At 74.8% G+C, this 16,760-nt stretch carries 16 protein-coding genes and 1 pseudogene; 4 read left to right on the top strand and 13 right to left on the bottom strand.

Features of this window, described 5'->3' with window-relative positions:
- Positions 1 to 10: 10 nt before the first annotated feature.
- From AB0873_RS13610 to AB0873_RS13650, 9 genes and pseudogenes are all read right to left on the bottom strand, one after another.
- The gene (locus AB0873_RS13610; RefSeq protein WP_366599979.1) at positions 11 to 694 is read right to left on the bottom strand and encodes a lipoprotein; all 684 of its coding nucleotides are present in this window, start codon (positions 692 to 694) and stop codon (positions 11 to 13) included.
- 118 nt (positions 695 to 812) lie between these two features.
- Positions 813 to 2,237: a carboxyl transferase domain-containing protein gene (locus tag AB0873_RS13615; protein ID WP_366599980.1), complete on the bottom strand. Its 1,425-nt coding sequence runs from the start codon at positions 2,235 to 2,237 to the stop codon at positions 813 to 815.
- 22 nt (positions 2,238 to 2,259) lie between these two features.
- Positions 2,260 to 3,486 carry a beta-ketoacyl-ACP synthase II gene (fabF, locus tag AB0873_RS13620; protein WP_366599981.1) on the bottom strand — a complete coding sequence of 409 codons (1,227 nt, stop codon included), beginning with the start codon at positions 3,484 to 3,486 and terminating at the stop codon, positions 2,260 to 2,262.
- 2 nt (positions 3,487 to 3,488) lie between these two features.
- Positions 3,489 to 3,728, bottom strand: coding sequence for an acyl carrier protein (locus tag AB0873_RS13625; RefSeq protein WP_007072348.1), 240 nt, complete (start codon positions 3,726 to 3,728; stop codon positions 3,489 to 3,491).
- A gap of 76 nt (positions 3,729 to 3,804) precedes the next feature.
- Positions 3,805 to 4,749: a beta-ketoacyl-ACP synthase III gene (locus AB0873_RS13630; RefSeq protein WP_155330871.1), complete on the bottom strand. Its 945-nt coding sequence runs from the start codon at positions 4,747 to 4,749 to the stop codon at positions 3,805 to 3,807.
- A 46-nt stretch (positions 4,750 to 4,795) separates the two neighbouring features.
- Positions 4,796 to 5,965: an acyltransferase domain-containing protein gene (locus tag AB0873_RS13635; protein WP_366599982.1), complete on the bottom strand. Its 1,170-nt coding sequence runs from the start codon at positions 5,963 to 5,965 to the stop codon at positions 4,796 to 4,798.
- Positions 5,966 to 6,043: 78 nt separating this feature from the next.
- Positions 6,044 to 7,339 (bottom strand): annotated as a pseudogene (locus AB0873_RS13640) (helix-turn-helix domain-containing protein); the annotation flags it as partial.
- A gap of 120 nt (positions 7,340 to 7,459) precedes the next feature.
- Positions 7,460 to 8,170 carry a response regulator transcription factor gene (locus AB0873_RS13645; RefSeq protein ID WP_366599983.1) on the bottom strand — a complete coding sequence of 237 codons (711 nt, stop codon included), beginning with the start codon at positions 8,168 to 8,170 and terminating at the stop codon, positions 7,460 to 7,462.
- Entirely contained in the window at positions 8,167 to 9,375 is a 1,209-nt protein-coding gene (locus AB0873_RS13650) for a histidine kinase (RefSeq protein ID WP_366599985.1), read from the bottom strand. The genes AB0873_RS13645 and AB0873_RS13650 overlap by 4 nt, the downstream gene beginning before the upstream one ends.
- Positions 9,376 to 9,549: 174 nt before the next feature.
- On the opposite strand from AB0873_RS13650, the gene AB0873_RS13655 reads away from it, so the two are divergent.
- The 3 genes from AB0873_RS13655 to AB0873_RS13665 are packed head-to-tail and all read left to right on the top strand — an operon-like array spanning position 9,550 to position 10,844.
- Positions 9,550 to 9,882 (top strand): hypothetical protein, encoded by a 333-nt coding sequence (locus AB0873_RS13655; RefSeq protein ID WP_155330876.1) that lies wholly within the window; start codon positions 9,550 to 9,552, stop codon positions 9,880 to 9,882.
- Positions 9,883 to 9,918: 36 nt separating this feature from the next.
- The gene (locus tag AB0873_RS13660) at positions 9,919 to 10,629 is read left to right on the top strand and encodes an NADP-dependent oxidoreductase (protein ID WP_366599986.1); all 711 of its coding nucleotides are present in this window, start codon (positions 9,919 to 9,921) and stop codon (positions 10,627 to 10,629) included.
- Positions 10,527 to 10,844: a zinc-binding dehydrogenase gene (locus AB0873_RS13665; protein ID WP_366599987.1), complete on the top strand. Its 318-nt coding sequence runs from the start codon at positions 10,527 to 10,529 to the stop codon at positions 10,842 to 10,844. The genes AB0873_RS13660 and AB0873_RS13665 overlap by 103 nt, the downstream gene beginning before the upstream one ends.
- A gap of 16 nt (positions 10,845 to 10,860) precedes the next feature.
- On the opposite strand, the gene AB0873_RS13670 is transcribed toward AB0873_RS13665, so the two are convergent.
- The gene (locus AB0873_RS13670) at positions 10,861 to 11,511 is read right to left on the bottom strand and encodes a hypothetical protein (RefSeq protein WP_366599988.1); all 651 of its coding nucleotides are present in this window, start codon (positions 11,509 to 11,511) and stop codon (positions 10,861 to 10,863) included.
- 277 nt (positions 11,512 to 11,788) lie between these two features.
- Between AB0873_RS13670 and AB0873_RS13675 the strand changes: the two genes are divergently transcribed.
- Positions 11,789 to 12,403 (top strand): copper resistance CopC family protein, encoded by a 615-nt coding sequence (locus tag AB0873_RS13675; protein ID WP_366599990.1) that lies wholly within the window; start codon positions 11,789 to 11,791, stop codon positions 12,401 to 12,403.
- Positions 12,404 to 12,509: 106 nt separating this feature from the next.
- On the opposite strand, the gene gltX is transcribed toward AB0873_RS13675, so the two are convergent.
- The 3 genes from gltX to AB0873_RS13690 form a co-directional block, all read right to left on the bottom strand.
- Positions 12,510 to 13,919, bottom strand: a complete 1,410-nt coding sequence (gene gltX, locus AB0873_RS13680; protein ID WP_366599991.1) for a glutamate--tRNA ligase — start codon at positions 13,917 to 13,919, stop codon at positions 12,510 to 12,512.
- A gap of 95 nt (positions 13,920 to 14,014) precedes the next feature.
- Entirely contained in the window at positions 14,015 to 15,286 is a 1,272-nt protein-coding gene (locus AB0873_RS13685; RefSeq protein ID WP_366599992.1) for an MFS transporter, read from the bottom strand.
- Entirely contained in the window at positions 15,283 to 16,632 is a 1,350-nt protein-coding gene (locus AB0873_RS13690) for a GH1 family beta-glucosidase (protein ID WP_366599993.1), read from the bottom strand. The genes AB0873_RS13685 and AB0873_RS13690 overlap by 4 nt, the downstream gene beginning before the upstream one ends.
- Between the last annotated feature and the right edge of the window lie 128 nt (positions 16,633 to 16,760).

Raw genomic sequence — 16,760 nt, forward strand, 5'->3', positions numbered from 1 at the left:
CCGCCGACGCTCACGCGCCGACGCGTAGCCCCTGGACCGCCAACCGGTACGCCGGCAGCACGTCGGTCCGCTCCGCGATCAGGCTCTCGTTCGTGGTGAACAGCAGGGTCCGCCCATCCGCCTGGACGGCCACCGCCCAGCCGCGGTTCTCCTCGCCCAGCAGCTCGCTGCGGCTCAGCCAGGTCGCCTCGACAGCGGCGAGACCGCCGGCGGTGACGTCGCGGAACCGTGGCTCGACGGCCGTCTCGACCGCGGTGTCGGCGAGGTAGGCGTCCAGCGCGGCGCGGGGCGCGACGCCGGCCCGGTCGGCGGTCCACACCCGCAGGAAGCCCCCGCCCCGGCGGCGGCCGTCCACCTCGCACCGGAGGGTGGCGCCGCCGCGCCGGCCGAGCGCCGCCATCAGCTCCGCGCCCAGCTCGGCCTCCGGGCCGCCGGACGGGGCGGTCGCGGGCGGCTCGATGGTCTCGGGCCGCCAGCCCGTGGCGAGTGGGAACGTGACCGGCAGCGGGCAGGGCGTACCGGCGGGACCGACCTCGCCGTCCCGCTCGGCCGTGGTGATCTCGTCGTACCAGGGCTCGCCGGTCGCCGACGGGGCCGGCGAACCGGCGGCGGCCGGGTCGTCGTCGCCGCCACAGCCGGCCGGCAGGGTGAGGGTCAGCGCGGCCAGCAGGGCCGCGGTGGTACGACGTGGCACGGCGATCTCCCCGTTACCGATCTTCAGCCAGTACAGCAAACCGGGCGGGGTGCGGGCCGTCAAGGCCAACGGAAGGGCCTCCGGGTACCACCCCGAGGGCCCTGTCGCGCGTCTCCCGCTACAGGGGGATGTTGCCGTGGGCGCCCCGGGCGGCCGGGGCGGCGGCGAGCGCCTCGGCGATGCGGCGCCGGGTCTCGGCCGGCTTGATGACGTCGTCGACCACGCCGATCTCCAGCGCCCGGTTCACGCCGCCGGCGACGCGGATCTGCTCCTCGATCAGCTGCGCGCGCAGCGTCTCGCGCTCCTCGACGGGAGCGGCGGCCAGCTTCTTGCGGTGCAGGATGTTCACCGCGGCGCTGGCGCCCATCACCGCGACCTCCGCGTTCGGCCAGGCGAAGACCGCGGTGGCGCCCAGGGACCGGGAGTTCATGGCGATGTACGCGCCGCCGTACGCCTTGCGGGTCACCAGCGTCACGCGCGGCACCACGGCCTCGGCGAAGGCGTGCAGCAGCTTCGCGCCGCGCCGCACCACGCCGTCCCACTCCTGGCCCAGGCCGGGCAGGTAGCCGGGTACGTCGACCAGCACGATCAGCGGCACCCCGAGCGAGTCGCACATCCGCACGAACCGGGCCGCCTTCTCGGCGCTGGACGCGTCGAGGCAGCCGCCCAGGCGCAGCGGATTGTTGGCGATCACGCCCACCGTCCGGCCGGCGAACCGGCCCAGCGTGGTGACGATGTTCGGCGCCCACTTGGCGTGCAGTTCCACGCCCGGGGCGTCGAGCAGCGCCTTCACGACGGGCTTGACGTCGTACGCGCGGTTGGCCTCGGCCGGCATCTTCGCGGCCAGGTCGTGGCCGTCCCCGCCGGACGCGGGCACGTCGTCCGGAGAGAGCCGGCCCTGGCGGCCCAGCAGCGCGGCGAGCTTGCGCGACTCGGCCAGCGCCTCCTCGTCGTCCCGGCACGTCACGTGCACCACGCCGGAGCGCCGGCCGTGCGGCTCGGGGCCGCCGAGGCGCTCCATGTCGACCTGCTCGCCGGTGACGCTGCGGACCACCTCCGGGCCGGTGACGAAGATCCGCCCGGTGCCGCTCATCACCACGATGTCGGTCAACGCCGGCCCGTACGCCGCGCCACCGGCGGCGGGACCGAGCACCACGGAGATCTGCGGCACCCGGCCGGAGGCCCGGACCATGGCGGCGAAGACCTGGCCGACCGCGTCGAGCGCGACCACGCCCTCGGCCAGCCGGGCGCCGCCCGAGTGCCAGAGCCCCAGCACGGGCACCCGTTCCCGGACGGCGGTGTCGATGGCGTCGACGATGTGCCGGCACCCGTCGGTGCCCATCGCGCCACCCATCCTCGTGGCGTCCGTCGCGTAGGCGACGGCCGGTGTGCCCTCGATCTCACCCCGCGCCCAGAGCACCCCGGAGGTGTCCCGGGGTGCCAGCAGGCGCAGCGTGCCCGCGTCGAACAGGGCCCGGAGCCGCAGCTCCGGATCCCGGTGGTCCACGGTGGACGTCTCCGTGCCGGCAACGGTGGTGGTCACGTGAGCCTCCAAGGCTGTGGTCTCAGGCCCGCGTGAAGACGAGAACCACGTTGTGCCCGCCGAAGCCGAAGGAGTTGTTCAGTGCGGCGGGGATCTCCATGTGGCGCGCCTTGTTGGCGACCACGTCCAGGTCGAGACCGTCGTCCGGGTCGTCCAGGTTGATCGTCGGTGGTACGACGCCGTCGCGGATCGCCAGGATCGTGGCGATCGACTCCAGCGCACCGGCCGCGCCGAGCAGGTGCCCGGACATCGACTTCGTCGCGGTCAGCACCGGGTGGTCACCCAGCGCCTGGTGCAGGGCCTTGATCTCGGCGATGTCGCCGACCGGGGTCGAGGTGGCGTGGGCGTTGACGTGCACGATGTCGGCCTTGGCGACGTCCGCGTCGGCGATCGCCTTCGCGATGGCCCGGATCGCGCCGGCCCCCTCCGGGTGCGGCTGGACGATGTCGTAGCCGTCGGAGGTGATCCCGGCGCCGGCGAGCCGCGCGTACACCCGGGCGCCCCGGGCGGCGGCGTGCTCGGCGCGTTCCAGCACGAGGACGCCGGCGCCCTCGCCGAGCACGAAGCCGTCGCGGCCCTTGTCCCACGGGCGGGAGGCCCGCTCCGGCTCGTCGTTCCGGGTCGACATCGCCCGCATCGAGGAGAAGCCGGCGATCGGCAGCGAGTGGATGACCGCCTCGGTGCCGCCGGCCACCACCACGTCGGCGCGACCGGCGCGGATCATGTCCATGCCGAGGGCGATCGCCTCCGCGCCGGTGGCGCAGGCACTGGCGACGGAGTGCACGCCCGCGCGGGCGCCCAGCTCCAGGCCGACCCACGCGGCCGGGCCGTTCGGCATCAGCATCGGGATGGTGTGCGGGGAGACCCGCCGCGGGCCGGACGCCTCGAGGACGTCGTCCTGGGCGAGCAGGGTCAGCGCCCCGCCGATGCCCGAGCCGACGCTCACGCCGAGCCGCTCCGGGTCGAGCCCGGAGTCGGCCAGGCCGGCGTCCGCCCAGGCCTGCTGCGCGGCGATGATCGCGATCGCCTCGGAGCGGTCCAGCCGGCGCAGCTTCACGCGGTCCAGCAGGCCGGCCGGATCGACCGCGAGCTGGGCGGCGATCCGGACCGGCAGCTGCGCGGCCCACTCCTGGGTGAGCGCACTCACCCCGGAGCGGCCGTTGAGCATGGCGTCCCAGGTCGACGCGACGTCCCCGCCCAGCGGGGTGGTCGCGCCGAGCCCGGTGACGACGACGTCGGTGTGTGCCATGGTCAGGACTGCGCCTCGATGTAGCTGACGGCGTCCCCGACGGTCTTCAGGTTCTGCACCTCGTTGTCCGGGATCTTGACGCCGAACTTCTCCTCGGCGGCCACCACGACCTCCACCATCGACAGCGAGTCGACGTCCAGGTCGTCGGTGAAGGACTTCCCCTCGGCCACGTCGTCCGGGTTCACCCCGGCAACCTCTTCGAGGATCTCGGCGAGGCCGGCGGTGATCTCGTCACGGGTCATTGCGGTTGGTTCCTCTCATCGGGGGTTGTTCTCCGCCGTGGTGGCGAAGGCGGCGCGGTGGGACCGCGCCGGGTCTTCAGGGGCAGCGGACGACCTGACCGGCGTAGGTCAGGCCGCCACCGAAACCGAACAGCAGCACCGGGGCGCCGGAGGGCACCTCCCGCCGCTCGACCAGCTTCGACAGGGCCAGCGGGACGCTCGCGGCCGAGGTGTTGCCCGACTCGACGATGTCCTTGGCGATGATCGCGTCGGGGATGCCGAGGCGCTTGGCGATGCCGTCGATGATCCGGGCGTTGGCCTGGTGCGGCACGAACGCGGCCAGCTCCGACGGGTCGACCCCGGCCCGCTCGCAGGCCTGGAGCGCCAGCGGCGCCAGCGCGGTGGTGGCCCAGCGGAAGACCGCCTGCCCCTCCTGCTGGATGTACGGGCGCCAGCCCTCGATGCGGACCGCGTCGCCCCGCTCCGGCACTGAGCCCCAGACCACCGGGCCGACACCGGCCGGCTCGTCCGCACCGGCGGCGGTGACCACCGCGGCACCCGCGCCGTCGCCGAAGATGATGCAGGTCGAGCGGTCCGTCCAGTCGGTGAAGTCGGACAGCTTCTCCGCGCCGATGACGATCGCGTTGCGCGAGGCGCCGGCCCGGATGGCGTGGTCGACGGTGCCCAGGGCGTACGCGAAGCCCGAGCAGGCGGTGTTGATGTCGTACGCGCCCGGTGCGGTGATGCCGAGCTTGGCGGCGACCCGGCAGGCGACGTTCGGGCTGCGGTCGACCGAGGTGCAGGTGGCCACCACGACGAGGTCGATGTCGGCGGCGGTCAGGCCCGAGCCGGCCAGTGCCTTGCCCGCCGCGGCGGCGGCCATGTCGGCCACCGTCTCGCCGTCGGCGATCCGCCGGGTCACGATGCCCACCCGGTCGCGGATCCACTCGTCGTTGGTCTCCACCAGCTGGGCGATCTCGTCGTTGGTCACCACCCGCGACGGCTGGTAGTGGCCGAGCGCGACGATCCGGCTGCCCGTCATCGAAGCTGTCCTTCCCTGCGTGGCCGCGTCGCGCGCGGTGTCGGGCTCATGCGTGGCCGCCGATGCGAGCGAGCGGCTGCCCCGGCGCGACCGGGTCGTCGTGGTGGGCCAGCCACTCGGTGAGCAGGCCGTTGTCGTGCGCGGTTACCTCGACCGCGCCCTGGCGGGTGGCGACGTGGCCGATGACCTGGCCGCTGCGCAGGCCGGCGCCCTCGGCCAGGTCCGCCGCGGGGGTGAACGTGCCGGCCGCGGGGGAGACCACCACCCGGAACTGGATCACCGGCTCGTGGCCGCCGATACCGCTGTGCCGGGCGATCAGGTCCCGCGCGGCGGGCAGGTCGTCGGGGGTGTTCAGGGTGACGATCTCCGGCGCGGCGGCGCCCTTCAGCTCACGCTTGACCAGGCCGGCGAGGGTGCCGGCCGGCGGCAGCTCGATCACCCCGGTGACATTGAGGTCGGCCAGCGTCCGCATGCACAGGTCCCAACGGACCGGGGCGGTGACCTGACGGACCAGCCGCTGCACCATCTCCCGGCCGTGGTTCACGGCCGAGCCGTCCAGGTTGGACAGCAGGATGCGGGCCGGGTCGGTGGGCGTGATACCGGCGGCCACCGTCGCCAGCGCCGCCTCCGCCGGGGCCATGTACGGCGTGTGGAAGGCGCCGGCAACCTGGAGCCGGATGATCCGGGTGCGCGCCGGCGGTTCGGCGGCCAGCTTGTCCAGCCCGTCCAGCGCGCCGGCGGCGACGACCTGGCCGGCGCCGTTGCGGTTGGCCGGGTGCAGCCCGTGCGCGGCGAGCGCGGCGAGCACCTCGTCCGGGTCGCCGCCCAGCACGGCGGCCATTCCGGTCGGCTCCAGCGCGCAGGCGGCGGCCATCTCGCGGCCCCGGACGCCGGCCAGGGTGATCGCGGCCTCCGGCGGAAGTACCCCGGCCAGCGCCGCCGCGCCGAGTTCGCCGACGCTGTGGCCGGCGGTGAGCGCGACGTCGTACATCGGCAGGTGCTCGGCGGCGAGCAGCGCCGCCGCGACCAGCAGCGGCTGGGTGCGGGCGGTGTCCTTGATCTCGTCGGCGTCGGCGGCCGTGCCGAGGTGGACCAGGTCGACCCCGGCGAGCGCCGACCACCAGCGGAGCCGCGCCTCGGCGCCGGGCAGATCGAGCCAGGGGGTCAGGAAGCCGGGTTTCTGCGAACCCTGGCCGGGGGAGAGTACGGCGAGCACGTCTAAGACTCTCCCGGATACGCGCGGGTAGCGCTGTGCCGCCCCCGACCAAACCGCACTAGGACCTTTGGAGGGATCCTACAAAGATCGGCCGAGATCATCACCCGTCTGTGATGTTTTCCTCACGCCTGGGGCCATTGTCTGGGTCGGGACCACCGTGACCACCGGGTCGAGACGGCCGACGGTGAGCGCCACCTGGAGCGCGTACGCGTCCCGCGCCGAGAGCGGCGAGAACCCGGTGACCTCGGCGATCCGGCGCAGCCGGTAGCGCACCGTGTTCGGGTGTACGAACAGCGCCCGGGCGGCGCTCTCCAGCGTCCCCCCGGCGGCGAAGAAGGCGTCCAGCGTCTCCAGCAGCTCGCCGCCCGCGCGGGCCAGCGTCGCGTACACGTCGTGCCGCAGCCGCCGGCGGGCCTCCGCGTCCCCGGCGAGCGCCCGCTCGGGCAGCAGGTCGGCGGCCGGAACCGGCCGGGGCGCCGCCGGCCAGGCCGGCGCGGCCCGGAACCCGGCGAGGGCGGCGCGGGCCGACTCGGTGGCCTCGTCCAGACTCGGCACGGCCGGACCGACGACGACCGGCCCCTCCCCGAACGCCTCGAGCAGCTCGCCGGTCGCGGCGACCGGGTCGGCCGCCCCACCGAGCACGATGACCAGCCGGTCCCCGTGCACGCCGCCGATCACCTCGGCGCCGATCCGCCGGGCCTGCCGGTAGACCGTGTGCAGCACCGCGGAGACCTCGCCGCCCGGGGAGCGGCCCACGGCCACCGCCACCGGCGGGGCGTCCGTCCAGCCGAGGGCGGCGGCCCGGCTGGCCAGCACGTCCGGCGAGTCCCCGCGCAGCAGCGCGTCCACCAGCAGCGCCTGGAGCCGGGCGTCCCACGAGCCACGGGACTCGGCGGCGCGCGCGTACACCCGCGCGGCGGCGAAGGCGATCTCCCGGGAGAAACGGAGCACCGCGTCGCGCAGCTGCGGCTCCTCGCCCGGGGCGGCCAGGTGCGGGACCTGCTCCTCCACCACGTCGATGGTCACCTTGATCAGGGCCACGGTCTGCTGGAGGCTGATCGAGCGGGCCAGGGCCTGCGGCGCCGTCGCGAAGACCTCGTCGGAGACCTCCTGCGTGCTGTCGGCGGTGCCGCCGCCGGAGCGCAGCCACTGCACCAGCGAGCGCGCGCCGGCCTGGGCCACCAGCATGACCCACGAGCGCTGGTCGGCCGGGAGCGCGCGGAACCACGGCAGGGTCTCGTCCATCCGCGCCACGCTGGCGGTGGCCAACGCCCCGGCCGCCCGCTCGATGCGGCGCAGGGTGGCCGTCAGCTCGGTGTCCGGCTCGCTCACGGCCCCAGCCTGACACGCCGTGACCTGGGCCGCCGTGCCGGGGGCAGCTCGCCGGCATCCCGCACCCCGGGCCGGCCCGGCGGCGCCTTGATCGACGCGATGCCGCCGGCATGGCGGTCTCCGCGTCGGCGGGACCCCGCCATGCCGCCGGCAACGAGTGGATCAGGCTCCGGTGGGAGCCGTGCCGCCCTGCTCCGGTGTCCGGCCGGCCGGCGGGGGTACCGGCAGGCCCAGCTCCTGGGCCAGGATGGCGGCCTGCACCCGGCTGCGCAGGTCGAGCTTGCCGAGGATCCGGCTGACGTGGGTCTTGGTGGTGCTCTCCGCCATCGCCAGCCGGTCGGCGACCTGCTGGTTGGACAGGCCGAGCCCGAGGCAGGCGAGCACGTCGCGTTCCCGGGGCGTCAACGCGGCCACCGCCGCCCGGGTGGCGGCGGAGGTGGCCGGTGCGGTCGCCGCGAACGCGGTGATCAGCCGCCGGGTCACCGCCGGGGCGATGAACCCCTCGCCGCGGGCGACCGTCCGCACGGCGGTGACGAGGCCGTCGGCGTCGGTGTCCTTGAGGAGGAACCCGGCGGCCCCGGCCCGCAACGCCCCGAAGACGTACTCGTCGAGGTCGAACGTGGTGAGCACCAGCACGTCGGCGAGCCGGTCCGCGACGATCTCCCGGGTCGCCGAGATGCCGTCCAGCCGGGGCATCCGGACGTCGAGCACGGCGACGTCCGGCCGCAGCTCCCGGCACAGCCGTACCGCCTCGACGCCGTCGTGCGCCTCGCCCACCACCTCCACGCCCGGCGCGCCGGCCAGGATGAGGACCAGGCCGGCCCGGACGGCGGGCTGGTCGTCGGCGAGCAGCACCCGGACCGGGTCCGTCACGTCGTCCTCCCGTCCCCGGCGAGCACGCCGGCGGGCAGCTCGGCCCGGACGCACCACCGCCCGTCCCGGGGCCCGGCGGTGAACCGGCCGTCCAGCAGCGCCACCCGTTCCCGCATCCCGACCAGGCCGGCGCCCGCGCCGGTCACCGCCGCGTCGCCGCCGCGCAGCGGGTTCACCACGCGCACCACGACCGCGGCCGGCTCGTACGCGACCTCCAGGTCGGCGTCGCCCGCGCCGTGCTTGAGCGCGTTGGTCAGCGACTCCTGCACGATGCGGTACGCGGCGAGGTCCACCCCGACCGGCAGCGGGCGGGGCTCGCCGCGCCACCGGACGCGTACCGCCAGTCCGGCGGCGCGGACCCGCTCCACGACGGCCGCCACCTCGCTCAACCGGGCGGGGATCGCCTCGGCCGTGGCGTGCCCGCCCGGCTCACCGTCGGCCGGCCCGCGCAGCAGCCCGATCATCTGCCGCATCTCGGCGAGGCCCTGCACGCTGTTCTCCCGGATCACCCGCAGGGCCGATTCCACCTGCGACCGGTCCAGCCCGGGCACGGACAGCACGGCCGTGGCGTGGATCGCCACCGCGCTCAGCTGGTTGGCGACGACGTCGTGCAGCTCCCGCGCCATCCGGGCCCGCTCGGCGCTCACCGCCTGCCGCCGGTCCAGCTCGACCAGCCGGGCGGTCTGCTCGGCGCGGACCCGCTCGGCGGCGGCCTGGTCGCGGTACTGCCGGACGCTCAGCCCGGTGATCACCGGCAGCACCCCGGCGAGCACCACCGGAGCCGCGACGCCGACCCCCTGCCAGCGGCCGAGCACCAGGACACCGGCGACGGCCGCGAGCAGGCTCAGCGCCACGGTGACCCGCAGGAGCCGCCGCCAGGTCGGGGCCGAGCCGTACACGCAGGCGTCGTAGAGCACCTGCGTGTAGACCAGGACGGTCGCCAGTGAGCCGCCCAGCGCCAGGTCGGCCAGCACCGCCGCCGTGCCCAGCGCGAGGCTCGCCCGGGTGGCGGCCCGGCGCAGCCCGACCGCCACGCACACCGCCACCAGCGGCACGAGGAACAGCGGTTCCGGCGCACCCGTCCCGCCGGGCAGCTGCGGCTGGGTGCCCAGCCCGTACAGGATCAGGCCGCCCGCGAGCGACGCGCCCGCCAGCGTGAGGTCCCGGCCGAGGGTGTCGGGCCCGAGCCACGGTGGCGGTCGCATGGCCTCGATCCCACCACAGCGGCGCCCGTCCCGGCCGTCCGCCGGGTGGATCTCCACCGCCGTCCGCGCCGCTGAACTGGGTACGTGCTGCACAGCTCGTCAGGCCCGGCCAGTACGGTGACAGGGCACGCCGGGCTGTCACCGGCGCGCGACGGCGAGCGTGAGGAGACCGGGATGGCGCACGGGGAGGCCGACCACGGCTGCGCCCAGGGCGAGCCCTGCCGGCCGGGCCACCACGAGCAGCCGGCGGCCAAGCACCACCGGCGGATCGCCGGCGGTCTGCCGGCGCACCCGGGGGAGACCCCCGCCGGGCGGCTGACCGAGCGCGCCGAGGACGAGGTCGCGGTGCCGCGGCAGCGGTCGGCGGAGCCGGCGCCGCCGGTCGACGACGCGCCCGCCGGCTGCCGCAGTGCCCTGCCGGGTTGGGCGGGCGCGCACCGGCACGGCCCGGTCCGGCCCCGGCAGCGGGCCACCCGCCGGGAGCGACCGCCACGCCGTTGGTGCTGACCGCACGGGCGCCGTCCGGCCGCTAGCGTGGTGGTCGTGAAGGCCATCGCGATCGACGAGTACGGCCCCGCCGACCTGCTCACCGTGCGGGAGCTGCCCGATCCGCCGGTCGGTCCGGACGTCGTCCTCGTGCAGGTGCGGGCCGCCGGAGTGAACCCCGTCGACTGGAAGGTCCGCGAGGGCTATCTGGCGGGAGCCTTCCCCAGCCACTTCCCGTTGGTGCCGGGCTGGGACGCGGCCGGGGTGGTGGCGGCGGTGGGTCCGGCGGTGACCGGCTTCGCTGTGGGCGACGAGGTGGTCGGCTACGTCCGGCGCGACCACATCCAGTACGGCACCTACGCGGAGCTGGTGCCGGCCCCGGAGCGCACGTTGGCCGCCAAGCCCGTGCAGGTGTCCTGGGCCGAGGCCGCCGGGCTGCCACTGGCCGGGCTCACCGCGTACCAGGCGCTGCAACTCGGGCGTGCCGGCGCGGGCGACACCGTTCTCGTGCACGGGGCGTCCGGCGGGGTCGGTCACCTCGCCGTGCAGATCGCCCGCGCGCTGGGGGCCGACCGGTCATCGGCACCGCCGGCCCGGACAACCACGACTTCGTCCGTTCCCTCGGTGCCGAGCCGGTCGCGTACGGGGACGGCCTGCTGGACCGGGTGCGCAAGCTCGCGCCGGACGGGGTGGACGTGGCGCTCGACCTGTTCGGCGGCGACGCCCTGGACGTGTCGGCCGAGCTGCTCGCCCGGCCGGCCCGCCTGATCTCGACGGCTGATCCGGAGCACGTGGCCCGCCTCGGCGGCAGCTACGTCTTCGTCAAGCCGTCGACCGCGGACCTGAGCGTGCTGGCCGGGCTGGTGGACGCGGGTCGGCTGACCGTCCACGTGGCCCGGACGTTCCCCCTCGACCAGGCCGCGGACGCGCACCGCCTGGTCGAGACGGGCCACGTCCGCGGCAAGGTCGTCGTGGAGATGTGAGGCCCGGCTGCGGGCGTCAGCGGGTCCGGCGGCGGATCAGCAGCGCGATCCCCGCCAGACCGGTCGTGATCGTGAGCACGACCGCCACATTGAGCAGCAGCAGCCGCCGCAGCTCGCCCAGCGCCTCGTCGATGTCCTGGGCGGGGTTGATGGCGTCCTCCGGGATGACCCGCTCACCGCCGCCGACGCCACCGCTCACCGTGTCGAACTGGCGCTCCAGCGGCACCCCGACGTTCCGCAGGGTCTCCGACATGGTGAGCCGGCCGAGGAACCAGCCGGCGGTGGTACGCCGCGAGTCCGGCTGCTTGGCGGGCCGGTAGACGCGCGGGCCCCCGGCCGCCTTCGGGTACAGGTCGTACGTCTGCTTGGGCGTCTCGCCGGACAGCACCACGATCGTGTACTTCGGACCGAGGTCGCCCTTGCGCGGGCCGGTGGTCTGGCCGGTGCGGCCGAGGAAGTTGACCTGGTCGATGACGGCCACCACCTCGGCGGGGTGGCGGTTGGCGCGGAGCCGCAGCGGCTCGGCGAGGCCCGTACCGGTGATGTCCACGCCCGCGGGTGGCGGCTTCGGGGCCGCCTTCGCCGGGTCGACCAGGCCGAGTGCCAGCACCCCCGTCGCGAGGGCCCCAACGACCAAGGCGACAAGTCGCCGTACCCTTCGGACCATCGCCGCCTCCTCGCCCCGTTCGATGGATGGCTTCGCTGCAGGTCACGCGTTGCTGGGTCGGCGGTGGTGACCGGACGCGCAGGTCGGACTCCCACCCTAAGACTCCGCCGGACGGCGATTGGTTGCAGCTTGTGGAACTGTTATTGGAACTATCTGCGATCCCCGACCGACTAACTCGACAGCGGTCGTTGATCAACGGGCGGATCGTACCTTTCGGGAGGGGTGTATGGGGGGCAGGGTCGCACGTGCGGCGGGTGCCTGGCCAGTGGTGCTCGGCGTGGCGCTCGGTGTGTCGCTGCTGGTGCCGCCGGCGCCGGCCGCCGCGCACAACCAGTTGACCGGCAGCGACCCGCGTGACGGCGCGCGCATCGCCACCGCGCCCGCCCGGATCGAGTTGCGCTTCCTGGCGAAGCTCGACGCCGCCACGACGGAGGTCACCGTCACCGGGCCGGACAATGTGGCGGCGGCCGGCGGCGCGCCGACGTTCTCCGGCACCCGCGTGAGCGTGCCGTTCCGGCCCGGCCGCGCCGGGCTCTACATCGTCGGCTACCGGGTCCAGTCCAGCGACGGGCACCCCGTCTCGGGCGAGGTCCGGTTCACCCTGACCACCGGCACTCCCGCCGACCCGTCGGTCTCCGCCACCCCGTCGGCGCCGACGGGTTCACCGTCGGCCACGCCCGCCGAGCCGAGCCCGGGCGGGACCGCCTCCGCCGGGACCGCCTCCGCCGGGACCGCCTCCGCCGGGACCGCCTCCGCCGGGGCGGCCGAGCCGACGGCGGGCCAGGACGGCGACGACGGCTCCCCGTGGCTCTGGGCCGGCCTCGGCGCCCTCGCGCTGGCAGGCGCCGGAGCGGCCACGTTCGCCCTTCGCCGCCGCCGATCCACCCCCTGACGCCCGTCCTCGCCCGGTCACCCGGGCCCCGGCGAGCGTGCACCTGCAGCCGGCGCGAGTCCCGGCAGCAGGTGCACGCTCGGCGCGCGGAGGGGGCCGGGCGGGGTCAGAACAGGCGGAGGCGGGCGGCGCGGAGGCGGGCGAGCGTGCGGTCGCGGCCCAGCACCTCGAGGGACTCGAAGAGCGGGAGGCCGACCGTGCGGCCGGTGACCGCGACCCGGACCGGCGCCTGGGCCTTGCCCAGCTTGAGGCCCCGCTCCGCACCGACCGCCTCCAGCGCCGCCTTGATCGACTCGGCGTCCCAGGACTCCAGCGCGTCGAAGGCGGCGACCGCCGCGTCGAGCAGCTCCGCCGCGCCCTCCTTCATCGCCTTCGTCCAGGCCGCCTCGTCGATCAGGGGCGAGTCGAGGAACAGGAAGTCGACGTTCGGCACGATCTCGCTGAGCACCGCGATCCGGGTCTGCGCCAGCGGCGCCACCGCCGCGAACGCGTCGGCGTCGAACTCCTCCGGCTGCCACGGCGGCGGCGCGATGGTGTCGGTGCCGGTCAGCCACGGCTGGCACGCCGCGACGAACTCCGCGATCGGGAGCGCCCGGATGTACTCGCCGTTGAACGCGCGCAGCTTCTTCTCGTCGAAGAACGCGGGGGACGGGTTGACCTCCTCCAGCCGGAACTCGTCCTCGATCACCGACCAGGGCACGATCTCGCGGTCGCCCGACGGCGCCCAGCCGAGCAGCATCAGGTAGTTGCGCATTGCGTCGGCCAGGTAGCCCTCGTCGCGGTACGCCTCGAGGGCGACCTTGTCGCGCCGCTTGGAGAGCTTCTGCCGCTTCTCGTTGACCACCACCGGGACGTGTGCCCAGACCGGGGGCTTGACGCCCAGCGCGTCCCAGAGCAGCTGCTGCTTGGGGGTGTTGGGCAGGTGCTCCTCGGCCCGGATCACGTGGGTGATGCCCATGGTCATGTCGTCGACCACGTTGGCCAGCAGGAAGACCGGGGACCCGTCACCGCGGGCGATGACGAAGTCCTCGATGTGCCTGTTCTCGAAGGTGGGCTCGCCGCGGATCAGGTCGACCACGACCGTCGCACCCTCGTCCGGCGTACGGAAGCGCAGCGCGCGTCCCTCGGCGGGCTCCAGGCCCCGGTCCCGACAGAAACCGTCGTAGCCGGAGTGCTGGGAGCCGGTCCGCGCCTGCACGGCCTCGCGGGTGCAGTCGCAGTAGTACGCGCGGCCGCCCTCGTACAGCCGGGCGGCGGTGGCGCGGTGCTCGCCCGCGTACGACGACTGGAAGTACGGGCCCTCGTAGCTGCCCCGGGCGATGCCGATCCAGTCCAGCGCCGAGAGGATGCCCTCGGTCCACTCCGGCTTGTTGCGCGCCGCGTCGGTGTCCTCGACGCGGAGCACGAACACCCCGCCCTGCTGCTTGGCGAAGATCCAGTTCTGCAGGGCCGAGCGGGCGCCGCCGACGTGGAACATTCCGGTCGGGGAGGGGGCGAAGCGTACACGTACCGTCACGTCCCCCAGCCTACGGGCGTCCGCGACCAGGTTTGGAAGGGCCCCTTGTTATCGCCTGGTGTTGTAAAAGGGTCCCTTCCTTGCACTCGGGGCGGTCACCGAACGGAGCGGATCTTCAGTACCAGGACGCTGCCCAGCACGGTGACCGCCGCGGTGGCGGCGTACAGGGTGGGGTAGCCGCCCAGGTACACCACGATCGGCGCGGAGATCGCCGGGCCGAGCACCTGTGGCGCGGAGTTGGCGATGTTGATCACCCCGAGGTCCTTGGCCCGGTCGGCCGCGTGGGGCAGCACCTGCGTGATGAGTGCCGCGTCCACCGAGAGGTAGACCCCGTACCCGCCGCCGAGCAGCAGGGCGGCGGCCACCGCCACCGGCCAGGCCGGCGCCACGGCGAGCAGCAGCGCGGCGACCGCCATGATGCCGCCGGCCGCCATCACGAAGACCTTGCGGCGCCCGGAGCGGTCGGACAGCCGCCCCGCCACCACCGCCGTGGACGCCAGCCCCACCGTGTAGAGCAGGATCAGCACCAGCAGGCCGCCCTCCGGGTCGGCCAGGCGCACCTCGTCGGTGAGGAAGTACAGCAGGTAGAGGGTGCCGAGGGCGTTGCCGAGCTGGACGAGGAAGCGGGTGATCCACGCCCACCCGAAGTCGGGGTGGCGCCGGGGGGACACCCAGATGGACGCGAGCAGCCGGCGCAGCGGCGGCCGGTGCGCGGCCGGCAGCGGGTCGTCGACGGTGAGCAGGGCGAACGGCAGGGCGAGCACCAGCACGGCGACCGCGACGGCGGCGTACCCGGCCGCGTTGCCGGTGACCACGGCGGTCACCAGCACCACACCGAGCACCAGGCCGAGCGCCTGCGGGATGCCGACCCAGCCGGAGACGCCGCCGCGCTGCGCCACCGGCACCCGGTCGGGCACGGCGGCGGTGAGGCTGGCCAGCATCGCGTTGAAGCAGACCTGCGCGGCGACCCAGCCGAGCGTCACCCCGAGGACGGTGCGCTGCTGCGCCAGCAGCACCAGGGCGAGCGCGCCGAGCACCGCGCCGCCGGCGGTCCAGGCGTGCCGGCGGCCGAAGGCCCGCCCGCCCAGGCGCGGGGCCGTACGGTCGGAGAGCGCACCGGCGAGCGGGTTGGCGAGCACCGCGGCCAGCGCGCCGACGCCGGTGACCACGGCCAGCATGGTCTCCTTGTCGGCCGGCGCGATCCGTTCCACCTGCTGCGGGAGCAGCACCTGGATCGGGGTGAAGAACGCCATCCAGACGCCGAGGTTCGCCGCGGCGAGCAGCGCGATCCAGCCCCGCCGGACCGGGACGGTCGGCTCGGCGAGCGCCGCCGGCAGCGCGGCCGGCGTCGGGTTCACGGTGGTCACGTCGCCGGACCTCCGCCGGCGGCCGCGATCACGTCCCGGAACCAGGCGTACGACGACTTGGGCGTCCTGGTCGCGGTGGGGTAGTCGACGTGGACGAGGCCGAAGCGCTTGGTGAAGCCCTCGGCCCACTCCCAGTTGTCGAGGAGTGACCAGACGAAGTACCCGGTCACGTCCACGCCGTCGTCGATCGCCGCCCGGACGGCCCGCAGGTGCCCGTCGAGGTACGCGATCCGCTCCGGGTCGTGCACCCGCCCGTCGGCGTCCGGCGCGTCGTCGTACGCGCAGCCGCTCTCGGTGATCTGAATCGGCGGCAGGTCGTCGCCGTACGTGCGGCGCAGCCAGTTGAGCAGTTCGCGCAGCCCGTCGGGGACGACCGGCCAGTCGAAGGCGGTACGCGGGTAGCCGTCGAGCGGCACGATCTCGAAGGGCAGGGGCGATCCCTCCTCCGGGGCGCGGATCCCGGTGGGGTTGTAGTAGTTCACGCCGAGCACGTCGATCGGCGCGGCGATGACCGCCAGGTCGCCGTTCCGCACCACGCCAGGCTCGAAGCCGGGTCCGTCCGGGTAGCCCCGGCCGAGCAGCGGGTCGGTGAAGAGCCGGTTGTGCAGCGCCTCGTACGCCGCCCCGGCGGCGGCGTCGGCCCCGGTGTCGCCGAGGACCCGCACCGGCGAGTAGTTGTTGGCGATGGCGACCGGGCCGGCGGTGCGGGTGCGCAGCGCGGCGACGGCGAGGCCGTGCGCGAGCAACTGGTGGTGGGCCACTGGGAAGGCGTCGAACAGCAGCATCCGGCCCGGCGCGTGCACGCCCATGCCGTGGCCGAGGCTCATGTGGATGAACGGCTCGTTGAGGGTGATCCACAGCTTCACCCGGTCACCGAGCCGGGCGGCGGTGGCGTCGGCGTACTCGGCGAACCGGTACGCGGTGTCCCGGTCGAGCCACCCGCCGGCGTCTTCGAGGGGCTGCGGCAGGTCCCAGTGGAACAGGGTGGCGACCGGGTCGACGCCGTGCGCCAGCAGGTCGTCGACGAGCCGGTCGTAGAAGTCCAGGCCGGCCGCGTTGACCGGGCCGTCGCCGGCTGGTCGGACGCGGGGCCAGGCGATCGAGAAGCGGTACGCCCCGACGCCCAGCCGGGCCAGCAGCGCGACGTCCTCGGCGTACCGGTGGTAGTGGTCGCAGGCCACGTCGCCGGTGCTGCCGTCGGCGATCCGGCCGGGGGAGCGGGCGAAGGTGTCCCAGATGGACGGTCCGCGGCCGCCCTCGGCGACCGCGCCCTCGATCTGGTACGCGGACGTGGACACTCCGAGGCGGAACCCGGCGGGGAACCGTGGCAGCGGTGCGGTCGGCATGCGCCCTCCCGTCGTACGCGAAACGTGTTCGCGACTCTAGACGAGTGATTCCCAACTCTGGGTTGAGCGGCGTGGCAGGTTGACCAGCGCAAGTAGAGAGGGCATCGATGGTCGTTTGTGAAGACAGA

It is taken from the genome of Micromonospora sp. NPDC047707 (assembly GCF_040704235.1).
Lineage (GTDB): Bacteria > Actinomycetota > Actinomycetes > Mycobacteriales > Micromonosporaceae > Micromonospora.

Bases quoted from the DNA above. Each gene is read 5' to 3' on its own strand.
- AB0873_RS13630 (WP_155330871.1), bottom strand. From the start codon at position 4,749: ATGACGGGCAGCCGGATCGTCGCGCTCGGCCACTACCAGCCGTCGCGG.
- AB0873_RS13670 (WP_366599988.1), bottom strand. From the start codon at position 11,511: ATGGTCCGAAGGGTACGGCGACTTGTCGCCTTGGTCGTTGGGGCCCTC.
- AB0873_RS13625 (WP_007072348.1), bottom strand. From the start codon at position 3,728: ATGACCCGTGACGAGATCACCGCCGGCCTCGCCGAGATCCTCGAAGAG.
- AB0873_RS13650 (WP_366599985.1), bottom strand. From the start codon at position 9,375: ATGCGACCGCCACCGTGGCTCGGGCCCGACACCCTCGGCCGGGACCTC.
- AB0873_RS13655 (WP_155330876.1), top strand. From the start codon at position 9,550: ATGGCGCACGGGGAGGCCGACCACGGCTGCGCCCAGGGCGAGCCCTGC.
- AB0873_RS13690 (WP_366599993.1), bottom strand. From the start codon at position 16,632: ATGCCGACCGCACCGCTGCCACGGTTCCCCGCCGGGTTCCGCCTCGGA.
- fabF (WP_366599981.1), bottom strand. From the start codon at position 3,486: ATGGCACACACCGACGTCGTCGTCACCGGGCTCGGCGCGACCACCCCG.